Source organism: uncultured Pelagimonas sp., from assembly GCF_947498515.1.
Lineage (GTDB): Bacteria > Pseudomonadota > Alphaproteobacteria > Rhodobacterales > Rhodobacteraceae > Pelagimonas.
Map to the genome: position 1 here is coordinate 72,094 of NZ_CANMKO010000003.1, position 20,608 is coordinate 92,701.

General features: G+C 56.8%; 26 protein-coding genes. All 26 read left to right on the forward strand.

Translation table 11 applies throughout. The features are described 5' to 3' along the window. Nucleotides 1-41: 41 nt before the first annotated feature. Nucleotides 42-1,868 (forward strand): ATP-binding cassette domain-containing protein, encoded by a 1,827-nt coding sequence (locus tag Q1A43_RS06680; protein ID WP_299933615.1) that lies wholly within the window; start codon nt 42-44, stop codon nt 1,866-1,868. A 258-nt stretch (nt 1,869-2,126) separates the two neighbouring features. Next, on the forward strand, nt 2,127-2,441 hold the full coding sequence (locus Q1A43_RS06685) for a hypothetical protein (protein ID WP_299933617.1): 315 nt from the start codon (nt 2,127-2,129) through the stop codon (nt 2,439-2,441). A 130-nt stretch (nt 2,442-2,571) separates the two neighbouring features. Beyond that, a complete protein-coding gene (locus Q1A43_RS06690; protein ID WP_299933619.1) occupies nt 2,572-3,108 on the forward strand; it encodes a hypothetical protein in 537 nt (178 codons plus the stop codon). A gap of 39 nt (nt 3,109-3,147) precedes the next feature. Beyond that, nucleotides 3,148-3,579, forward strand: coding sequence for a hypothetical protein (locus tag Q1A43_RS06695; protein WP_299933621.1), 432 nt, complete (start codon nt 3,148-3,150; stop codon nt 3,577-3,579). Further along, nucleotides 3,576-4,367 carry a hypothetical protein gene (locus tag Q1A43_RS06700; protein WP_299933623.1) on the forward strand — a complete coding sequence of 264 codons (792 nt, stop codon included), beginning with the start codon at nt 3,576-3,578 and terminating at the stop codon, nt 4,365-4,367. Before Q1A43_RS06695 ends, Q1A43_RS06700 begins: the two co-directional genes overlap by 4 nt. A gap of 74 nt (nt 4,368-4,441) precedes the next feature. Next, a complete protein-coding gene (locus tag Q1A43_RS06705) occupies nt 4,442-4,816 on the forward strand; it encodes a hypothetical protein (RefSeq protein ID WP_299933625.1) in 375 nt (124 codons plus the stop codon). Next, nucleotides 4,813-5,295 carry an Ig-like domain-containing protein gene (locus Q1A43_RS06710; RefSeq protein ID WP_299933627.1) on the forward strand — a complete coding sequence of 161 codons (483 nt, stop codon included), beginning with the start codon at nt 4,813-4,815 and terminating at the stop codon, nt 5,293-5,295. The genes Q1A43_RS06705 and Q1A43_RS06710 overlap by 4 nt, the downstream gene beginning before the upstream one ends. A 66-nt stretch (nt 5,296-5,361) precedes the next feature. Beyond that, a complete protein-coding gene (locus Q1A43_RS06715) occupies nt 5,362-5,730 on the forward strand; it encodes a hypothetical protein (RefSeq protein ID WP_299933629.1) in 369 nt (122 codons plus the stop codon). 4 nt (nt 5,731-5,734) lie between these two features. Further along, complete coding sequence (locus Q1A43_RS06720; RefSeq protein ID WP_299933631.1) at nt 5,735-6,271, forward strand: hypothetical protein; 537 nt, start codon at nt 5,735-5,737, stop codon at nt 6,269-6,271. Nucleotides 6,272-6,274: 3 nt separating this feature from the next. Then, complete coding sequence (locus Q1A43_RS06725; RefSeq protein WP_299933633.1) at nt 6,275-6,652, forward strand: hypothetical protein; 378 nt, start codon at nt 6,275-6,277, stop codon at nt 6,650-6,652. Next, nucleotides 6,649-6,948, forward strand: coding sequence for a hypothetical protein (locus Q1A43_RS06730; RefSeq protein WP_299933635.1), 300 nt, complete (start codon nt 6,649-6,651; stop codon nt 6,946-6,948). The genes Q1A43_RS06725 and Q1A43_RS06730 overlap by 4 nt, the downstream gene beginning before the upstream one ends. Next, nucleotides 6,941-7,618, forward strand: coding sequence for a terminase small subunit (locus tag Q1A43_RS06735; RefSeq protein ID WP_299933637.1), 678 nt, complete (start codon nt 6,941-6,943; stop codon nt 7,616-7,618). The genes Q1A43_RS06730 and Q1A43_RS06735 overlap by 8 nt, the downstream gene beginning before the upstream one ends. After that, complete coding sequence (locus Q1A43_RS06740) at nt 7,615-9,141, forward strand: terminase family protein (protein ID WP_299933639.1); 1,527 nt, start codon at nt 7,615-7,617, stop codon at nt 9,139-9,141. The genes Q1A43_RS06735 and Q1A43_RS06740 overlap by 4 nt, the downstream gene beginning before the upstream one ends. Continuing rightward, nucleotides 9,138-11,249 (forward strand): hypothetical protein, encoded by a 2,112-nt coding sequence (locus tag Q1A43_RS06745; RefSeq protein ID WP_299933641.1) that lies wholly within the window; start codon nt 9,138-9,140, stop codon nt 11,247-11,249. Before Q1A43_RS06740 ends, Q1A43_RS06745 begins: the two co-directional genes overlap by 4 nt. Then, on the forward strand, nt 11,242-11,511 hold the full coding sequence (locus tag Q1A43_RS06750) for a hypothetical protein (protein WP_299933643.1): 270 nt from the start codon (nt 11,242-11,244) through the stop codon (nt 11,509-11,511). Before Q1A43_RS06745 ends, Q1A43_RS06750 begins: the two co-directional genes overlap by 8 nt. Beyond that, nucleotides 11,511-11,855 (forward strand): hypothetical protein, encoded by a 345-nt coding sequence (locus Q1A43_RS06755; protein ID WP_299933645.1) that lies wholly within the window; start codon nt 11,511-11,513, stop codon nt 11,853-11,855. The genes Q1A43_RS06750 and Q1A43_RS06755 overlap by 1 nt, the downstream gene beginning before the upstream one ends. Before the next feature lie 70 nt (nt 11,856-11,925). Next, a complete protein-coding gene (locus tag Q1A43_RS06760; RefSeq protein ID WP_299933647.1) occupies nt 11,926-13,074 on the forward strand; it encodes a hypothetical protein in 1,149 nt (382 codons plus the stop codon). Between the two features lie 29 nt (nt 13,075-13,103). After that, nucleotides 13,104-14,072 carry a phage major capsid protein gene (locus Q1A43_RS06765; RefSeq protein ID WP_299933649.1) on the forward strand — a complete coding sequence of 323 codons (969 nt, stop codon included), beginning with the start codon at nt 13,104-13,106 and terminating at the stop codon, nt 14,070-14,072. A gap of 63 nt (nt 14,073-14,135) precedes the next feature. After that, complete coding sequence (locus tag Q1A43_RS06770) at nt 14,136-14,705, forward strand: hypothetical protein (protein ID WP_299933651.1); 570 nt, start codon at nt 14,136-14,138, stop codon at nt 14,703-14,705. Nucleotides 14,706-14,780: 75 nt separating this feature from the next. Further along, nucleotides 14,781-15,656, forward strand: a complete 876-nt coding sequence (locus Q1A43_RS06775) for a hypothetical protein (protein WP_299933653.1) — start codon at nt 14,781-14,783, stop codon at nt 15,654-15,656. Nucleotides 15,657-15,659: 3 nt separating this feature from the next. Further along, complete coding sequence (locus tag Q1A43_RS06780; RefSeq protein ID WP_299933655.1) at nt 15,660-16,391, forward strand: hypothetical protein; 732 nt, start codon at nt 15,660-15,662, stop codon at nt 16,389-16,391. After that, entirely contained in the window at nt 16,391-17,074 is a 684-nt protein-coding gene (locus Q1A43_RS06785) for a tail fiber protein (RefSeq protein ID WP_299933657.1), read from the forward strand. Before Q1A43_RS06780 ends, Q1A43_RS06785 begins: the two co-directional genes overlap by 1 nt. Beyond that, entirely contained in the window at nt 17,071-18,498 is a 1,428-nt protein-coding gene (locus Q1A43_RS06790) for a hypothetical protein (protein ID WP_299933659.1), read from the forward strand. The genes Q1A43_RS06785 and Q1A43_RS06790 overlap by 4 nt, the downstream gene beginning before the upstream one ends. Continuing rightward, the gene (locus tag Q1A43_RS06795) at nt 18,495-18,914 is read left to right on the forward strand and encodes a GNAT family protein (RefSeq protein ID WP_299933661.1); all 420 of its coding nucleotides are present in this window, start codon (nt 18,495-18,497) and stop codon (nt 18,912-18,914) included. The genes Q1A43_RS06790 and Q1A43_RS06795 overlap by 4 nt, the downstream gene beginning before the upstream one ends. Before the next feature lies 1 nt (nt 18,915). Continuing rightward, nucleotides 18,916-19,683, forward strand: a complete 768-nt coding sequence (locus Q1A43_RS06800; RefSeq protein ID WP_299933663.1) for a hypothetical protein — start codon at nt 18,916-18,918, stop codon at nt 19,681-19,683. Continuing rightward, nucleotides 19,683-20,606: a hypothetical protein gene (locus Q1A43_RS06805; protein ID WP_299933665.1), complete on the forward strand. Its 924-nt coding sequence runs from the start codon at nt 19,683-19,685 to the stop codon at nt 20,604-20,606. The genes Q1A43_RS06800 and Q1A43_RS06805 overlap by 1 nt, the downstream gene beginning before the upstream one ends. Nucleotides 20,607-20,608 lie beyond the last annotated feature (2 nt).

The window sequence follows — 20,608 nt, forward strand, 5'->3', positions numbered from 1 at the left end:
TAAGCCTTGACCTTGGGCGCGCCATTGCCTAGCGCTCTGGCATGGCTGTATCTCCACTTCTCCAACTTTCCGGTGTTTCCCTGACCTTTGGCGGCGAACCGGTTTTCGATGATCTTTCCCTCAATGTACAACCGGGGGATCGTGTGGCGCTTGTCGGGCGCAACGGGTCAGGAAAATCTACTCTTTTAAAGGTGATGGCGGGGCTTGTTGAACCAGATCGCGGTGACCGCGTCGTGCCGTTGGGCACCTCGGTCGGCTATATGGAGCAAGATCCGGATCTCTCAGGTTTCACCACATTGGGCGAATTTGCCTCTGCCAACCTGGACCCATCTGAGATGTACAAAGTTGAGCGCGCGGGCGAAGGGTTGAAATTTGACCCAGACCGTTTGGTTGAAACCGCGTCGGGTGGGGAACGTCGCCGGGCGGCCTTGGCCCGCTTGATGGCCGAAGAGCCCGATTTGATGCTCTTGGACGAGCCGACCAACCACTTGGACATCGAGGCGATTGGCTGGCTTGAGGATGAGTTGAAATCCACCCGTCGTGCCTTTGTTCTGATCTCGCATGATCGCCGTTTCTTGACCGAACTGACCCGCGCGACGCTTTGGATTGATCGCGGACAAGTCCGCCGTCAGGAAAAGGGGTTTGCTGCCTTTGAAATCTGGCGCGATAAGGCCTGGGATGACGAGGACATGCAGCGGCACAAGCTGGATCGAAAGATCAAGGCCGAGGCGCGGTGGGCGGTCGAAGGCATCTCTGCCCGACGCAAGCGAAATCAGGGCCGCGTGCGGGCCTTACAAGACCTGCGTAAGGAACGCTCGGGTCAGATTAGGCGGCAGGGGCAGGCGGCTATGGCGCTCTCTGCGGGCCCCAAATCTGGTAAAAAAGTCTTAGATGCCAAAGGTATAACGCATGCGTTTGGCGACAAGCAGATCGTGCGCAACCTTGATTTGACCATTCAACGCGGCGACCGCATCGCTTTTGTCGGTCCAAATGGCGTCGGTAAAACCACTTTGATCAATATTCTGATGGGAGAGCTGTCGCCTGATGGCGGGACCGTCAAACTTGGCACAAACCTGATCCCAGCGGTCTTTGATCAGGCGCGCGCGCAATTGGATGGCGACGTTTCGCTTTGGGATAGTCTAGCTGGCGACAAGGAAATCGGTGTGTCCGGCAAGGCCGATCAAGTCATGGTCCGCGGCGAACCGCGCCATGTGGTTGGTTATCTCAAGGACTTTTTGTTTGATGAACGTCAAGTCCGCGCGCCGGTTCGATCCTTGTCCGGGGGCGAAAAGGCGCGGTTGCTTTTGGCCAAACTGATGGCCCGTGAAAGCAACATTCTAGTGCTCGATGAACCGACCAATGACCTTGATGTTGAGACGTTGGATTTGTTGCAAGAACTGCTGGATGACTATGACGGTACAGTGCTTCTGATTAGCCACGACCGAGACTTTCTGGATCGAGTCGCAACAACCACCGTGGCGATGGAGGGGCGCGGGCAGGCGGTTGTTTATGCAGGCGGGTGGAGTGACTACCAGCGTCAAAAACACCCCACTCCTGAGGCCGCAAGCAAGACGGGTGACAAGCCAAAGGCCAAGAAAGACATCACTAAGCCCTCGGAACCTGTTGATAAACCACAAGGGCTGTCCTTTACCGACAAGCATCGATTGGAGGCGTTGCCTGCTGAAATGGAGCGGTTGGAAGCCGAGATCGCCAAGCTTGAAGAGTTCATGGCCGACCCGGATCTGTTCCACAAAGAGCCGCTGAAATTCAAAAAGGCCACCGAGGCTTTGGTTGAACGCCAAACTGCCTTGGCGTCGGCCGAAGAGGAATGGCTCGAGCTTGAAGAAAAGGCCGAAGCGGGGCAATAGTTCCGTTTCGACTTTAATATTGCCCAATAAGCGACTGGCAAAGAATACATAATTTCTTTGAGGATCGGCGAAAGCACAGGCAGGGGATTTTGGAGCGGGTAACGGGAGTGGCACCCGGCCCATTTTGACGCCTGTTTTCCAATAAAATCAACGACTTTACAGGCTTTGCAAAAATCAAACTTTGCAAGATGTATGCCAAAGTGTATGCCAAAATGTATGCCAAAATGTATGCCAATTTTGAGCAATATGGAGCGAGAAATGTTTAACCGAACCTACCAAGTGGACATCGTGAGCCACCAAGACGCAGCGGCGGAAATCAAGCAGTTCGTCACGCTGGCAAGGCTGGCCTTCGAAACGGAGACCCGGCATGTGAACGTAATCGACGCAACCGATCTGGCCGCAGTCGCCGCCCTGCCATTTGATGTCACCGAAATTCCCTGCGTCGTCGTCCACAAGCCCGGATCGCCAGACCTGCCCGCCGTGCGGATCGGCACTTGCCCGGAGAAAATGTTGTCAAAGTGGGTGGATCGTCTGGCGCAGATCGGAATTTTTAACCCTCAAACGACTTTTTAAAAACGAAAACTTGACTTAATACGGGCCTTTGATAAGTTGCAAACATCGAAAGACTTGTGATTTCAATACTCCCTCAGACCTAAAACCCGTCAGGCTTAACCGCCCGGCGGGTTTTTTTATGGAGCCTCGAATGGCCGAAAAATACGCCGAAGTTTCACCTAACCGAGTTCTTGCCGTGCTTGAGCTTGCAGGCGACATGACGCCGTTTATTGCCGTAGGGACCGGCAACAACAGCCACACAAAAAACGACTTCGCCAAGGGGTCGTATGAGCGCCGTCTTGACGAGATTGTGCGCCTCTCAATCCGCCCCGTTGCAATCGGCGGTGTAATCACAAGCGTTAAGCCAATTCGCGGCATCAACATCACCGGCACTTACGCCGAGGCTGCAGGCATCAAGAACGAAAAATTCGACCAGAATAAACGCCTTGAGCTTCCTCAGTCTGGAGTGATCGACGCATCGTTTGAGATTGTCCACAAGCGCCGTTTGGACATGACCGACGCCGAAGCATACCAGCTGCAAGCCTATCCTGAGCTTATCTACGGCGGCGCTCAGAGCATCATTGACGAGACAGAAGATCAAGGCGGGTCAGGGTTCTACGCGGTCCGAATGACCGACGTAAACAGCGGCTCCTACGCCGTCGAATTGCTCGTTGATGATTTCGACTAAACCCACCGCCGCCAACTTTCACCGCTGGGACCACACCGCATGAGACAAATCCTTTTCGAAACCGACGACCGACCAAGCGAGGGAACGTCACGCGCGCGCGCTGTTCTCACGGAAGCTGGCCATAAGACGGATTGGCTGAACATCGGCCATCGCCGCTTTATGCTGTTCCTCTCTGCCTGCGACACATCGGAGCGCAAGCCTGACCCCGCAAACAACAAGCGTGAGGTCGTAAAAGTCAAAAAGGTGCATGACAGCGGCTTTCAGTCTGTTTGCCATCTGGAATGGCGCGACCACGACGATACCGACGAAGAAGCGACCCGCATTTCTCGTCTGGACCCCGGCGTTGACTTGGCGACTTTCGGTGAAGAAGTGCCCGGTGGCGGCTTTATCCGCGTTGTTATGGAGACCCATAACCCCGGCGAGGAAATCTACGCTGAAATCCGCACAGAAGCGGAGGACAACAAGCGATGACTTTGAGCCGCAAGCAAAACATTCTGCCCGGTCCTATCGACTATTTCGATCAGGACGCCGCAGCAGGCGGTACAGCCGCCACACCACCATTCGATCCCCCGATCACCGTCAACCGTGACGGCCAGTGGGGGTGGGATACCGCAACCGGCGATCTGATCGAGCGCGTTGCGGTTACTCTGTCTGATGGGACGGAGACAATCACAGACTACATTAACGGAGTTCCTCTAATGACCCTCTCTTCCAACTTCTCTCCTGACACTTCTGTTGACGTTGAACGTTCGACTGCATACGCGACCAACACCACCGTAGGTGATGCGCAGTATGGCCGCGTTGTTGAGCTTGACCGCCACATGCCTTTCAAAGCTGGCGTTCTGCAGGAAAACGACATCAAGTTCTGGGACATGACTGTCACCCCACCTGTTGACCAGACCGCCATCGTCACCGTTGCGCCGTTCACTCTGGCCGAAGCCCCGATCCGCCTGCAACTGGCCGGTGAAGCTCTGGCAATCACTGGCGCAGCTGGTGTTGCTCTGGCCGCGATCCCTGCGACCGCAACCTACGCAGAGATTTACATTGAAGATGCAAACCTGCGCTGGACCAAAGACGGCTCCGCTCCTGCCGACAACAACGGCGAACAGGAAAGCACCGGCGGCACCATCCGCTTGCTGGACCGCGCCGAAATTGAGGGCTTCTTGGCTCTGACCATCGACGCAAACGGCGATCTGGACGCGGCCCTCACAGCCAACGTCACCGTCAACTATTGGAACGTTGCCCCCGACGAGGACTAAAGCCCTCGCTCTTTGAGCAATCAAAAACAAGCCGTCCCTAATTTGGGGCGGCTTTCCTTTTATGTGAGGCCACCATGTCCAAACGAACCTCTGTTGCCGCAATACACGCTGCGCTACTCGGGCCAATTGCGCCCCCGCCGCCAGCGACATTGACGGCTTCCCCGGTGTCCGCGTCCTTCACCTCTCCGACGAACCCGCAAATCGCATTTTCCAAGGCTGTGAACGCTGCGACACTTCCGGGGTTCATCCAGACGACCGGTGATTTCTCGGCCAACTTCATTCCATGCACAATTGCCGCGACGGGCGACCCGCTTGTCTTTGATGTGGTGATCAACCACGGCGATTTGTTCGCATCCCCATCCCTGCTTGAGCTGGGTCTGTTTGGTGTCACAGCCACAGACGGCACCCCGATTTCAGGCGCACTAAACATTGTCTGGAACCGCACATGAGTAAGCAGAAGAAGCGCAAGAGCCATTCAGCAGCTTTCCACCATAGCCAAGTTTTGGGGCCGCTGGGAGCGCCTGCGCCAATCCCCGCAATGGCGTTCGTCAGTTCGAGCATCCCCGATCTTGCGACTATTGCGGGAACCGACCGTCCATCGTTTGCCTTTGATAAAGCTCCAAACGTTGCAACGTTCCCAACGCCAACAGACCTTGTTTCCGGGTCTGCAGTTCCGGGTAGCTGGTCGGTTGCGGGTTCAGTCGCAACATACAACCCATCAACAGACTACGCGCCAGGCGCGGCGCTGTCCTTCCAGTTCCCTACAACCGTTTTGGCGCAGGACGGCGGCAGCTTGAGCGCCTTCGTCAACCGCAACTATTCGGTTGCTGGCGGCGGTGGTGGCGGTGGCGGCGGCTTCATCGACAGCGATGGCGACGGCGTAGAAGATCACTTGGACGCCGACCCGTTCGACCCAAGCATTCAATAAGAAACAGGGGGCCGTGGCGCGATGCTGCGGCCCTCAACCGATCAAGACCCCTCAGAAAGCCCAGCCATGAAAAAGAAGCGTTTTACCTCGGCGGCGTCCGCACATTCTAGCGTTCTAGGACCGATCAGTGCTGGTCCTTTCATCGAAAGTTTTTCGCCCGCAATGGGCTCCACCCTTACCGGCTTCGAGCAGATCGTAATCACCCTTAACGAGCCAGTGGGCAGCTTAGGGTTCAGCGTCTATGTGGATGGTTCACCTGTTGGTGTCGGCACCTCGTACACTCACCAAGGCGGCGGTATCCAAATCATTACCCTCACGCCGTTTACCGCTTGGACCCCCGGTTCGACCATTGAGTTCAACCTACTTTCAACCACGGTAAGTTTGGCGGGCGTCTTTAAGAACGCCACCGAAACGCTGAATTTCGTCGGGGGTTGAGGCAATGGGAACAAGTAGCGATAGCTTCTCAAAACCGGCGGGTGACATCATTGCCCAACTCGACGCGCATTTCGGCTCCGACAAATGGCGCACCGCTCGCGCAGATCGTGTTGGCGAGTTCATCCATCGCACCACATCTGGCCGCGACAAGGCCGCGGACCTGAGCAACGGTATCGCATGGGTCGAGGGCGGCGAAACCATTGCAGGCGGGGCCACAGCCAATCCGATTTGGGCGGCAATGTATCCCGAATTTGTCTCGGGCGCTGACATCGTGTTTCCGGCCAACGTTGACGGCATGTTCCTGCGCAACACTGGCGGCAATGCAACCACCCAAGGTGCCTATCAAGCCGACGAGTTCAAGTCCCACACCCACAACTTCCGAGGGTGGCGATGGGGCGGTTCTGGCGGCAGCAACCGCGTGATGGACGCCTTTACCGGATCAGACCCCACAAAGGCGTCGGTCGCAACCGGTGGCGCGGAAACGCGACCCAAGAACCGGGCCTATCAGCTCATGACAATTCTCGACGCATACGCGGAGTAAGGCATGTCCTCAAATGACTTCAATAAGGGCGATCTAACACTCGCCCAACAAATCGTGGCGGAACATCGCAACGTTGATCCGTTTGCGATCCGCATCAACAACACGGGCGGCTTCGGGGTTAACGCGGACGTTCCGTTGACCACGATTGAACCGGCGCTTGCTGGCCGTCGCGGCATGATCAAAAGCATGTGGGAAACCGGCGGCGGAAACGTTCGGTTCTCAATCGACGGCGTGTCTCCGGTCAACGCAACCGGGTGCCTAATCAACGGCGATGATCAGGCCGTAGAGCTACACGGCGTCAATTTTGATGATGTCGTCTTTCAGTTCAACAACACAGGCGGCGACCTGCAAATTGCGGTTGAGGCTTACAGAAACCAATGACCGAGCCTCACACCTCTCAAAGCATAATCTCCTTTTCGACGTTGAGCGGCGCTGTCATGGCGACCGCTGGCGCGTTCACTTTGCATGAGTGGTTGGCGATTGTCGGCGCGATCTGCGCCTTTGGTGGCCTTGCGTCCAACATCGTGCGCAACCGTAACACAGCCCGAGAAAACCGGCGCAGCAACGACCTGAAAGAGCGTGAGCTTAGCTTAAAGGAGCGAGAGGTCGCGGCCAAATGGGCCGACATCAACATGCGTAAAAAGAGCAATTCGCAGGGTGGCAACAAGAATGCCTAAGCACCCCGACGAAATTTCCGAATTGTTCTGTCAGAACTATGTTCAGGTATTGGACGCGAAGAAGGCCTATGAGGCGACTTACTCGCAATTCGACACCGGCATGTTGACCGACAAAAAGGCGGTTTCGCGGCGCGCTGGCAACATGATGCGCCGACGCGGTGTAAAAGGGCGTATCTCTGAGCTTTTGGCGCAGCGCTCTATGGCGACCGAAGACCGGGTTCGCACCGAGGTAGAGCAAATCGCGTTCTCGAACATCACCGACGTTGTGGAATTTGGCACCAAAGAGATTGCGGTGCAGGACAAAGAGGGCAATCCGGTCACGGACGCCAATGGCGATTTGGTCATGGACAGCGTTCCATTTGTTCACGTCAAAGATAGCTCCGAAATCCCGGCATACGCCGCGCGGGCAATCAAGGCGGTCAAGCAGACAGCCAACGGCATCACGGTTGAAATGCACGATAAGCTATCGGCCCTGACCACACTGGCCCAAACCCATGCGGGCCTGCAGCGCGTAGGCGAGAAAGACAAGGCCGGGGCTCAAACCCCGACACTGGTCTTGTTCAACGCCGACGACCCCAATTCTCAAGCGGCCCTGCAAGACCTGCAGAAGCGTGAGGAATACGAAGACGCCCTTGAGGCCGACCAAGACGAGGAAGATCAAACGTCGTGAGCGCTCCTGTAATCAGCCTCGGGCTGCATACAAAGCAAATTCAGGCCTTCACATCCAAAGCGACGGAAATCCTCTATGGCGGTGCGGCTGGCGGCGGGAAAAGCCACCTTATGCGCATCGCCTCGATCAACTGGTGCCTCGAAATCCCCGGCCTTCAAGTCTACCTGTTTCGGCGTATCTTTGACGATCTGGTGAAAAACCACGTCGAAGGGCCAAGCGGCTATCGCTCCCTCCTGCAGCCTTGGGTGGAAAGCGGCGATTGCGAGATTATCGAAAGCGAAATCCGCTTCAAGAATGGCTCGAAGATCCACCTGTGCCACGTTCAGCAGGAGAAGCACCGCTTCAAGTATCAGGGTGCGGAAATCCATGTTTTGCTCATTGACGAGCTGACCCTGTTTACCGACAAAATCTATCGTTTCCTGCGCAACCGGGTTCGTATGACCGGCATCAAATTGCCTGCTCATTACGAAGGAATGTTCCCGCGCATCCTGTGCGGCTCCAACCCCGGCAACATCGGGCACCTGTTCGTCAAGCGGACGTTCATCGACAACATCGAACCAATGACCATCCGACGCACAAGCGACGATGAAGGCGGTATGCTGCGCCAGTACATCCCGGCGCGTCTGGACGATAACCCAAGCCTGAAAGAAAGCGATCCGACATATGAGGCCCGCCTGTCTGGCCTTGGTTCCGAAAGCCTCGTTAAAGCCATGAAAGACGGCGATTGGGATGTTATCGACGGCGCGTTCTTCGACAACTGGTCAGCGGAAAAGCACGTCATTGAACCCTTCCGGGTGCCCGCTGAATGGACGCGGATAAGGTCGATGGATTGGGGCTTCGCAAAACCATTCTCGATCGGCTGGTGGGCAATCGCAGATGGCAGATACGGCCCGTTCCCGCGCGGTTCTCTGATCCGGTACAAAGAGTGGTACGGGTGCAAAAAGGATGATCACGGCATGATTGTGCCTGACACCGGCCTGCGCATGAACGTGGACGAAGTGCGCGATGGTATGTTGCAGCGCTCAATGGGCGAAGAGTTTGCCTATACGGTTTGCGACCCGGCCATGTGGGGAACGCAGTCAGGGCCGAGCCCCGCTGAAACGCTCTACAACGAGACCGGCGACGGTATCAAAATGCTCAAGAAGGCCAACAACGCCCGTGTTGGAACGCAAAACGCATCCGGCGGCTGGGACCAATTGCGCGCCCGCCTAACCGGGCAGATGTGCAACGACGGCGAAAAGCGGCCCCTGATTTACTTCACCCACAATTGCCGGGACAGCATCAGAACCATTCCGGCCATGATCCACGATGAAACCCGGATCGAAGACATCAACACCGATCAGGAAGACCACGCAGCGGACGACGTTCGTTACGCCTGCATGAGCCGCCCCATCATCATCAAGCGCCCGCAGGACAAGCCCACAGCGCCGCAGGGTGGCCACGTCGAGAGCGGGAAAGTCACCACAAGCCCGCTTGGCACACCTTCCGGGTGGGCCGCACCGCAAGAGGACACAGACCGATGAACGAATACGATACCGGCCCCGGCCAGATCGAAACAGCGGACAAAGATTTCGGCAAGTCTTCTATGGACCAATGGCGCTATTGGACCGCTGAAATCGAGACATCGGCCAAGGCCCACGCGAAGTGGAAAGCCGACGCAAAGAAGCTCGTTGACAAGTATCGCGGCAAAAAGTCCAACGCGAATAAGAACAAGATGAACACGCTCTGGTCAAACGTGGCGACATTGCAGCCGGCGCTTTTCCAGAAAATGCCGAAGCCTATCGTTGAGCGCCGTTTCAAGCAGAAAGACGCTCTTGCCCGTGTGATCGCAATCGTTCTGCAAAATGGCCTCGAATATATGACGGACGTTCACGACGCTGAAACGCACGTTAAGGCGAGCCGTGACGATTACCTGATTGTCGGCCGGGGCGTTTTGAAAGTGATCTATCGCCCGGAGATTGACGAAGGCCACATGGCGTCAACGGAAGAACGCATGGCCGCAGCGATGCAGGGCGTCCAGCTTCCACCGGATCGGCCACCCAGCATTGAAAACCAAGATGTTTTCTTGGAGCATGTGTCATGGGATGATTTCTTGTGCAGCCCCGAGGGCATTTGGCGCAAGAAACGCTGGGTCGCGTACCGTTCCCGCATGGACCGTGACGAGCTTGTCGAGCGGTTCGGCAAAAAGGGCGCGATGGTCAAACTCAATAAGGGCCGTGTCGCCAAGATTGACGACGATGCGCGCGAAGACGACGCGGAACACCAGATGTTCAAGCGCGCCGATGTCTGGGAAATCTGGGACAAGAAAAAGCGCAAGGTTTACTGGCTCAGCGATGGATACGCGCACGGCCTGCTTGACGAGCAAGACGATCCGTATGGCCTACGCAATTTCTTTCCAACGCCCAAGCCGCTGCAGGTGATCGAAACAAGCACCAATGACGAGCCGGTGCCTGAATACATGCTGTACGAAGATCAGGCCGCAGAGATTAACCGCCTGACAGACCGGATCTACAAGCTGTCTGACAAAATCCGGGCTGTTGGTGCCTACGCCGGTTCACAACACGAAACCCTTTCCAAGATGCTGACCAAAGAGGACGGCACACTTGTTCCCATCGAAAACTGGATGGCGACAATGGAAGGGAAGGGCGTTCGGAACATGGTCGAGTGGGCTCCGATCCGTGAAATGGTCGATACCCTCAACCAGCTGCAAAAATCGCGTGAGGTTGCCAAGCAGGATTTGTACGAGGTTTCAGGCCTGTCCGACATCCTGCGCGGCGCATCAGACGCGGGAGAGACAGCCACGGCCCAACGGATCAAGGGGCAGTTTGCGACCCTACGCCTTGACGAGCGCAAGCGCCTGTTGGCCCGCATGATTTCCGAGGCCATTTCCATCATGGGCGAATTGATGGCCGAACACTTCGAGCCACACATCCTGTCAGCCATTTCTGGCGTCGATCTGCCGATTGATGCGCAAGACAAGATGATGAAGATCATGAAGGTTGCCCAGACCCAAGGCCCAGATGCGGCCCGGAAAATGCAAGACGATCCGACATGGGAAGACGTGATGAACGTCCTGCAATCGGATTTCCGCCGATCCTATACCGTGCGCGTTGAGACTGAGGATACGATCGAGGTTGACCGCCAGGCAGACAAGCAACAGCGGATCGAGTTCTTGACCGCCTTCGTTCAGCTTTTGCAAGCCATGTCGTCAGTCGTCGCTGGCGGGGCAATGGACTACTCCGTCGCCAAAGAAATCATCATGTTCTCTGTCCGTGGCTTCTCGCAAGCGCGCGAGCTTGAGGCGGTTCTTGAGGACATGCAGCCACCACCGCAGAAGGACGAAGGCCCGAGCGACGGCGAAATCAAGGTCATGTTGCAGAAAATGCAGGCGCAACTAGAGCTTATGAAGCAGGCGAAGGACCACCAGTTCCAAGCCGCAGAGGGCCAGCAGCAGCGCCAAGCGCAGATTGCGCAAGCCCACATCCAAACCGCAAGCCAATCGGTCGAGAACGACAAAGACCGCGAATTGGAAGCCGCACACTCAATCGCTGACATGAACATGCAGCGTGAGGACCGGGCGGCACAGCAACAACAGCAACAACAGCAACGGCAGGAGAGCGCCAATGTCTAAGAGTAACGGGAACCTTTACCATCTGATTGTCACCGGGAGTATCAATCAGGCCGCCGAAGAAATTCGGAGCAACCTCAGTGTGAAGCTGACCGGTCACAACCGGGGCTTTGGGCCAGACGGCAAGCAATACCTCATTGTGCATGAAGACACGTTGCCAACCGCCGTTTTGGGCATGGAGCTTTCGAGCTACGAATACATCCTGTCCAACAACGCTGGCGCGCATGACGTTGATCTGAATAGCCGCTTGGTAGGGACGGTCTGATGGCGATCATGGATCAGGATAAGTTCAACCGCATCTTTGGCGCACACAAGCCAACCCGCGTTCGGAACAAGCCGCGCCGTATGCGCGCTGCGCCCCTTCGCAATCCCAACCTATCGGCCCCGGCGGTCGTTCAGGATGGTATGGACGCGATGCAGTCAATGGCCGACGGCCTGCACTATGACAGCAAATCGGCCTACTACCGGAGCCTGAAAGATCAAGGCCTTACGATTGCCGAAGAGAAGCCCGAGGCACCAATCATCACCGATACCCCGGCGATCACCGGGCATGATGTGAAAGAGGCCGTTGCGCAGAGCGTGGCGGAATTAGGGGGCGGCGCGATCTAAGCGCCACCCGGAGAGCGAAACGAAAGTCAGCCGTCCTTTAGGGGGCGGTTTTTTTATGGAGAGCGAGACCATGAATACCAAAGTTACAGACCAGACCGAAAACACCGAAGTAGAGGGCGAAGAGGCGGAAGAATTGACCTTTGCCGAAGAGGCCGCGGCACTTATGGAAGAAGCCGCGCAGGAGCTTTCAGGCGAGAAGCCAGAGGAAGACCCAGCCCCGGCGGCAGAGGCGGAGCCCGCAGAGGCACAAGCCGCAGCCGAGGGTGAAGCCCCCGCAGAAGGCGAAGCCCCCGCAGAAGGCGAGCCTGCAGCTAAGGAAGCGCCTGCAGAGGGGGAAGCCCCCGCCGAAGGTGAAGCGCCCGCAGCGGATCAAGAGGCCAACCAGAGCGGTGAAGGTTTCAAAGTCCCGTCGCTGAACCAAGAGGAACGCGCCCAGCTTGACGCGATGAACCCGGATACCCGCGCATTCGTGGAAGGCTTCATGCAGCGCCGTGAGGCCGACATGGACCGCCATTTCCAAAAGCGCTTGGGCGAAGTCACGCACCTGAAAACCGCATATGAGCCGGTCGCCAAGATGTTTGAGCCGTACAAGGACCAGCTCAAGGCGGCTGGCATGTCCGAGTTTGGCTACATCAGCGAATTGGCCAAGATGGATAGATTTGCAAGTCAAGACCCTTTGGGCTATATGGAACATGCGGTTAAGTCTTTGAAGATCGACAAGAAGCAACTTGCTGAACGTCTTGGACTAACCGCTAAGGAAGACGATCCGTTTTCCGACCCCTTCGCAAATGAAGAACCGGCACCGCAGCAACCGCAGGCCCAACAGCCCCAGCAGATGCAGCAAGCCCCGGTTCAAAACGATCCTGACGTGGTTAAGGTTCAGCAATTCGCCAGTGAAATGGTGGATGGCGTGATCCTGCATCCGCACTTTCAAGCTGTAAGCCGCGACATGGCGACTTTGGCTGAATTTAACCCAGATGATGATCTGGGTACGCTCTATGAAAAGGCTTGCCTTATTCAAGGCCTTCAAAACCCGGTGCGACCGTCGCCTCCTGCAAATGAGCAGGCCGACCAATTCGCACAGGCAAAGCAGAAGGTCGCTCGTGCGCAGGCGGCAGCATCCGTTGCCTCATCTACGCCCGCAGCAGCAACGCCGCCAAATTTTGACGATATGTCCACCGCTCAAATGGTGCAACATTTCGCTGAGTTCGGCGGTTAAAACCAACCATTATATAGGAGGTGCCACAGATGGTTGCCCCAAACATTAACTACGGTGAAGCCACCGTAATGACCCTCAACAAGCTGCGTCCGAAGATCCACGACAACGTGACAAGCCACGCCGCATTGCTTCGCCGCCTGAAAAAGAAAGGCAATATGTCGAAGGAAGACGGTGGACGCGAAATCCAGCATGATCTGGAATACGCTGAAAACCAGACCGTCAAGCGCTACAGCGGTTATGAAATCTTGGACATCAGCCCGTCCGACGTTTTCACCGCTGTTACCTTCCCTTGGCGTCAGATGGCCGTTGCGGTCACGATGTCCGGTTTGGAAGACCTGATTAACTCCGGCAACTCCGCCCGGTACAATCAGTGGGGCAAGCGGATCGACAACGCCGTGAAATCCATCACTAACGCCATTGCTTCCGACGTGTATTCGGATGGTACGGCAGATGGCGGCAAGCAGATCGGTGGCCTGCAATTGCTGGTGCCTGACAACCCGCTGAACACTGTTGGCGGCATTGACGCTAACGTGTGGGATTTCTGGCGGAATACCGTCTACTCCTTCGCGGCAAACGGTGTGACGCCAGGTTCTAACCGCATCCAAGCGGCCATGAACGCAACCTATCTGAACACCACTCGTGGTTCCGATACCGTTGACCTGATCGTCGCGGACAACACGTACTACACCTACTATTGGGAAAGCCTGCAGGCCATTCAGCGGATCACGTCTTCGGACGGTTCGGCTCAGGCCGGTTACGCTTCGCTCAAGTTCATGGGTGCCGACGTGATCTTTGATGGTGGCCTCTGGGGTTATGCCCCTCCCGGCATGTACTTCCTGAATACGGATTACCTGTATTTCTGCACCCACAAAGACCGTGACTTTGTGCCTTTGGATAAGCGTGGCTCGATCAACCAAGACGCCACCACCCAGCTTATCACTTGGGCCGGTAACATGGGTATCACCAACCGCATCCTGCAAGGCCGGATCGTAGACTAATCGAAAATCAGGCTGTCCATCACTGGATGGCCTGACCCACTCTTTTTTTGCGGAGAAAGCACAATGACTGCTAACCCCATTACCGAGAAGTACCACCCTTCCGATCCCATCGCTGGCCTGCCGGGTATGAACCGGGTCCACGACGAAAACGAAGATGGTCCACACACGAATTACCTCGCCATGCTTGGTCGTCGTGTCAATTTCAACTCTGCCCGTGGTGAACACTCCGGCATCGCCATGCTGGTGATCGTTCCCGACGATACCGAAGTGGGCGATTGGCTTGTGATGGAAGGTGACAACTTCACCGCCGCCAAGGCCGATGGCACACAGCTTGGCCGCGTCGGTGTCAGCATGGCTTCGGTCAATCCTGACTACAACGACATTACCAAACCGCTCTTTGGCTGGATCATGATCGAAGGCCGCATGGCCGCGAAAATGGAAGCCGGTGTTGTAGAGGGCGACATGCTGACCCTCGACCCCGGTTTCACCCCCGGCCAAGTCGGAACTGGTGGCGCTCAGGCGCTTCCTGCCAAGGCAATGTCGGATGTCGGGCCCCTGATCGAAAACGTGTCGGTTCCTGACAACATCCCCGAGTATCCCGAGGGTTACGGCGAAATCTACCTCGTCACCTAAGACCTGCCACCCGGCACACATTGAGAAGCAAGCCCGTCCCTTTGGGGGCGGGTTTTTTTATGGAGAGCGAAAAACATGAATATGCAACGAACAGACTTCTTTGGCGGTGACAGCGGCGGCACGTCCTTTATGGGCGGTGACGCGGGCGTCCCTACGCAGGCTATCGGCACCATCCCCCGGTTTTACATGGATACAGTGATCGACGGCGTTGCAAGCCGCGAAAAGGGCCATGTCTGCTACACTGAGGTCGAAATGGTTTTGATCCTGTTCGCAGGCACCAACAACCAGACTGTGCGCCGCAAGGTTCTGGATCATGACCGCAGGGTCTACCGTGACGCCTACGCCGCATTCCGCAACGGCATTGAGGGCGATGGTCCGATTGATGGAACCCCGTTGGTCGAATGGCCCCAGATCAACCGTGCGGTTGCTGAAACCTTGCGGATGCGCAACATCCGAACCGTCGAAGAACTGGCTAACCTGTCAGACCATCAAGTCATGGACCTTGGTATGGGCGGTCGTCAGCTTGTTTCGAGCGCTGTCAACTATCTCAAAATTCGGTCCGGTACTGCAGATGCGGTGTCTATGGCTGCAGAGCTTGCAGAGTTGAAAGCCCAAGTCGAGCGTCAGCAAATTGCCAACCGGAACCTTGAGCAGCAACTAAGCGCATCTGAGCGCGCGGTTGAATTGGCGGCAGCGGTTGCCGGTCGCAACGTGACGCCTGATCAAATTCAGCAATCGTTCACACCTGGCCCCGAAGACGAGCCAACCGATCCGGCCCTTGATGCGATGCTACTTGAAGCCAATGGCCTGAACCCCGGAAACGCCCGCGCGATGGCTGATGTTCAAGCGCGCCAGCCCGAGCCGGAGAAGGACGACGCGTCCAGCCGCAAGCCTCGCACCCGCAAAATGAAAGACTTGCCTCGCAACGACAAGCCTATTGAGGCCAAGTAAGCCATGCCTTTCAGCCGCCCTATCATCGAAATCATCAACGAGGCGTCGGTTACGGCGTCACTCCCTGAGCTTGACGCAGTTTATGGCTCAGCGACCAAAGCCGCGCCCGTTGGTGAAATCGGCCGGCGGCTGAAAAGCGTTGTCAACGACGCCTGCTACCATTTGAACCGAGAGGTTATTTGGGCAGGCGCTTGGCGCACCGCAGAGTTCACAGTCCCGGCTGGCACTCAGGGTGTCCCATACCCGAACGACATGGACCGGATCAGATCGTCCACGTTCTATAACAAGGCTTCCCCCTTCAATTCATCGCATGGCAACGAGACCGCCCAAAACTGGCGCGCTCAAAAGGCTTTGCCGGTCAACACAATGGAGAACCGCTGGCGCTTGGGCGCTGATCGTATCCTCATGAACCCGGTTCCAGACGAAGAGGCCGTGTTCACCTTTGAATACGTGAGCGGATGGCCGATTGTTGACCCCGAAGACCATTTCAAGCCGTCCATCACGCAGGACACAGACCGCGTTATCTTTGATGAAAACGTGTTCAAGCTGGAATTGAAGTGGCGCATTCTTCGTGAGTTTGGCGAGGCGTTCAACGTCGAACAGCGCGAAGCCGTCAACGCCCTCGATCGCCGCAAAGCGCAGGAGCAAGCTGGTGGACCGATCACCTACGGCACAGGCGGAAATGACGGCTCCGTTGCCGGGTTCTTCGCAAGCAATAGCGTGGTGCTTGGCTAATGGCACAACCGACGATCACCGGCATGTCTTCATCCGCGATCCGTAGACGGTCACGGACCTATGACGTTGAGGCCGCAGCGGCCAAGATGCAGGAAGTCATTGCCTTCATCACTTCGTCTTACGTCTTGGCAACCGATGTGGGGGATTTGAAGCCCACGTTGGCGAAAACTGCCCCTGATGGCTGGCTCATGCTGGACGGCTCCACCTTTGATGCGGCGCAATATCCCGATCTTTTCGCCGCAATCGGAACCAACCAGCTACCGAATTTCCGCGACCGCTACCCAATCGGGGCAGGCGGAACGGTTGCACCGGGCCTTCTGGATACCGGGGGCGCAACCAATATCACCCTGACCGCTGCACAGATGCCAGCACACACGCACGGCGTCACAGACGGTGGCCACACGCACGTTGTCAATGATCCGGGCCACGCACACGCTGTCACCGATCCGGGCCATTCACACACGGGCCTCGTTGCGGGTCCAGCCGTGGCCGGTGGCGCGGCGGTAGGGGCGGTTCCGGGCGCAACATCAGTCGATCCGTCCGGTGTCACGGTTGATGCCGCCCAATCGGGAATAACAATCGGCGCTGCGCAATCCGGCATGACCATTGACCAAGCTGGGGGAGGGGCCCCGGTTCCCATCACACCGCCGTATGTCGGCGTAAACTGGATGATTAAGACATGAGCGGCGCGCGTTCCACACAGAAAGACATCCCCATTGTTGTCCCTATCGGCGGGATGGATACGACCACTTGGGACCACTCATTGAGCGCTGGCACGGCCTCACTGATTGACAACATGATGATCGACAAGCGCCGCCTTTATACGCGCCCCGGATACGAGCGATTGACCACATCTGAGGGGTCGATTGCCGCAACGCTCATGCCGTTTGAGTTCAACAATCAGAGCGTCTTGCTTTCGAATAGCAACGGCAAGGTGCGCAACGCCTTGACCGGGGATTTGCTGTTTTCGCACCCCGGCGGCGGTGCCAAGATGTCCTACTCGCATATTTCAAACCATCTGGTTTTCTGTTGCACGGTGGGCAGCTGGTACTTTGACGGCACCAATGTCACCCCGTCCAATTGGGTTGGTGGACCCGCAGAGTTTGGCGGCGTGGTGGCTCACAATGAGCGCCTTTACTATTGGGAAAATGACAGTCTTGATTTCTACTATGCCGCCACGGGCGCAATCGCTGGTGATCTGACGCTATTCCCCTTGTCTCGCCTTGGGAACATGCGCGGCTCCATCGCAGAAATGGCGAGTTGGACTGTGGATGCTTCGCACGGTGCGAATGACGTGCTGGTGATCATCACGACCGCCGGTGACGTTGCCGTTTACGAAGGGATCGACCCCGGCGATAGCTTAGACTGGCGCTTGACGGGCCGGTACAAAATCGCCCGACCGATCACGTCCAAGAAATCCACCTGCAAGCTGGGTGCGGACCTGCTGGTCCAGACGCAAGCCGGTGTCCTGAGCATGACGAGCGTTTTTCGCGGATCTGAATTGGCGATGCAGGAGACATTTTCAAGCAAGGTCGATGCCGAATATCTGGTGGATCACTACGAGAATTGGGGCATTTGGCAGACCTATTTGGACCCAAAGGGCAAGTTCCTGTTGCTGAACAGCGAAGACCTGCAAGGCAATATCCTGCAGTTCGTCAAGTGCTTGGGCAGCGGCGCATGGGTCCGGTGGTCTACCATCCCGGCGGTGGATTGGTGCGCCTTGGGTGACGACACGTTTTTCATCAGCAAGGGCGGTCACATCTACCGCTATGGCGTCGGCAATACGGACGCGGGAATTGACATCGTTGGCCACATCGACATGGGCGGATCGGATACCAAAACGGCCTATTCTGTGTCGCTGGCTGGCGGGACATTCTCTGCAGATGGCGACTTTGATTTGGAGATTTCCGCGCGTGGTGATCAGCAACTCGAAGGGCTTTCTTTGCTCACGTCCCACGACGACGGGAACGACTATCGGCAAGTGGTGATGCCCGTGACTTCGCGCGGTGACACGATGCAGCTGACCTACCGGATTTATGGGCGCGGAACCCGCGTTGACTTCCGAACAGCCGAGGCGCGCGGGCGTGTTTCGAGGCGCAGAGTATGATTGTCGGACGGTTGCTTTACGGGGCAGATGATCATGTTGCGCAGTTCGTTGGCGGCCAAATTGGCGGTGACGTTATCTATAGTTCACATAGGGCTATTGGTGTGCTATCCAACAATCGAAGCAAACTAATCGCGGGCGTCGTCTACTACGCTTTTGACGGCTCAAACATCTTGGTCGATATAGCGGCCACATCCCCGCATTGGTGCCGCAAAGACATTCTTAAATCGCTATTCGATTACCCCTTTGAGCAATTGGGGTGCCGAAGGCTCACAAGCAAAATTAGCGCCGAAAACACCCGGTCCCTCAAGCTATGCGAGGGATTGGGTTTTTGTCGTGAAGGATTGCTGCGTGAGGGCGGGACCGATGGTCAAGACGCTCATGTTCTTGGCCTACTGAAATCTGAACGGAGATTTTGAAATGGGCTCAGGTAAAGGCGGAAGCGCCCCAAGCGCACCCAATCCATACGACACGGCGCAGGCGCAGGCGAACATCAACCGCCTCAACACCTATACGCCTTATGGAAACTCTGTTTACGGACACGTCGGCTCTAATGGTGAGTTCGTCGCCGGTCAGGGTGGCCGAGATAGTCAATCCGCTGTCTCCCTAATTGAAAGCCCGTTCCAACAGCAGCTTCGAGAGGGTCAGGAAGAAGGGGCGCTTGGCCTGCAGTCTGCCTTGCTGGGTGGCGGAATTAACCTGCCAGACCGCGCAACGCCGCAAGGTACAGATGCCATTGCTCAAGAGTTCTATGACAACAATGTCGGCCTCATTTCGCGTGACTTCGAGCGCGACCAGATGCGGACAGAGGGGCGCTTGCAGAACCGAGGTATCCCCATTGGTGCCGAAGCATTTGACGATGGTATGCGACCGGTTCGAGAGGCCCAGACAAACGCACTGACAGGCCTCGCAGCTCAGGCCCAGCAATACGCGGGCAACGAGCAGAGCCGCCGGTATGGCCTCGATCGAACATCGCGCAATGACGCACTTGGCGAATACATGACCGCAATCAGCGGCGAACAGTTTTCACCATCGCCCCTGATCAACCTGCCGAACACCCAAGGCATTGATCTAGCTGGGATGATTAACAACAACTATCAGGCCGAAATGCAGCAATACTCAATGGATCAGCAGAACCGAATGCAGAACATTGGCATGATCGGCGGGCTTCTCGGGGGGTTCCTGTAATGTCCATTACGAGCGCAATTCAATCCCTCATGGGCGGTAAGATGTCGTCCAATTCTGGCGGCGCTGGTGGCGCAGGAGTTGGGACGCCCTTCATCAATCACGGAACCGGCAACGGCCTTCGGAGCGCACTCAGCAACTTCGGAACCAAAATGGGTGATGCCGACGCAAAGACCGGGATGCCAGGCTCCACAGCGGCCCCGAGTGAAAGCCTGCGACCGAAATCGCGTTCAGAAGGTCTTGCGTCTTCGATCCGTCAAAGCGACGGCCAGAAAAAGCCACTCATGAACGACAACGTGCGTATGAAGCTGGCGCGGACATTGGCGTTTATTGCCGAGGCAAACGGCATGGGCGGGAATACCCCGGCTCACCAAGCAGCCGCCGCGATTTCTGGCCGCATGGAAGAGGAAGAAGCGCTACGGGCCGCGAACGCCCAGCGTCAAGGTTTGATCGGCGCTCTGAATAGCTCTGGAATGTCCATCCCCGGAGCGGAGTTCTTAGACCCCGACGACCTGCAAAGCATGGTGATGTACGGCGCGAAAGAGCGCGCAAAGACAATCCAGATGGCGGCGCGCGCGTCGGCCAAGGCTCGTCGCACCGGGGGCGGTGGGCGCAAATCCAGCGGTCGTGGCCGACCCGCGTCGAGCGGTGGCGGTGGTGGAACGACGGATGCGGATGGTCGTTATTTCCCACCCGCCAACACGTCGGGAAACAAGAACATTATCGCCTACATGCGCGGCACTGGTGCCACGTACAAAGAGGCCTTTGAAGCGCTGAACGGCGGTGGAAGTGGCAAATCAAGCGCCGCAGCAAACCCCTATGCCCCAGCCCCGGCGGGGTCGCCTGCACAACCGGCGGCACCGGCAGCGGGCAGCATAGACGACCGCCTCAAGCAAATTGGCGCCATGATCCAGAGCAGCGGGTAAAC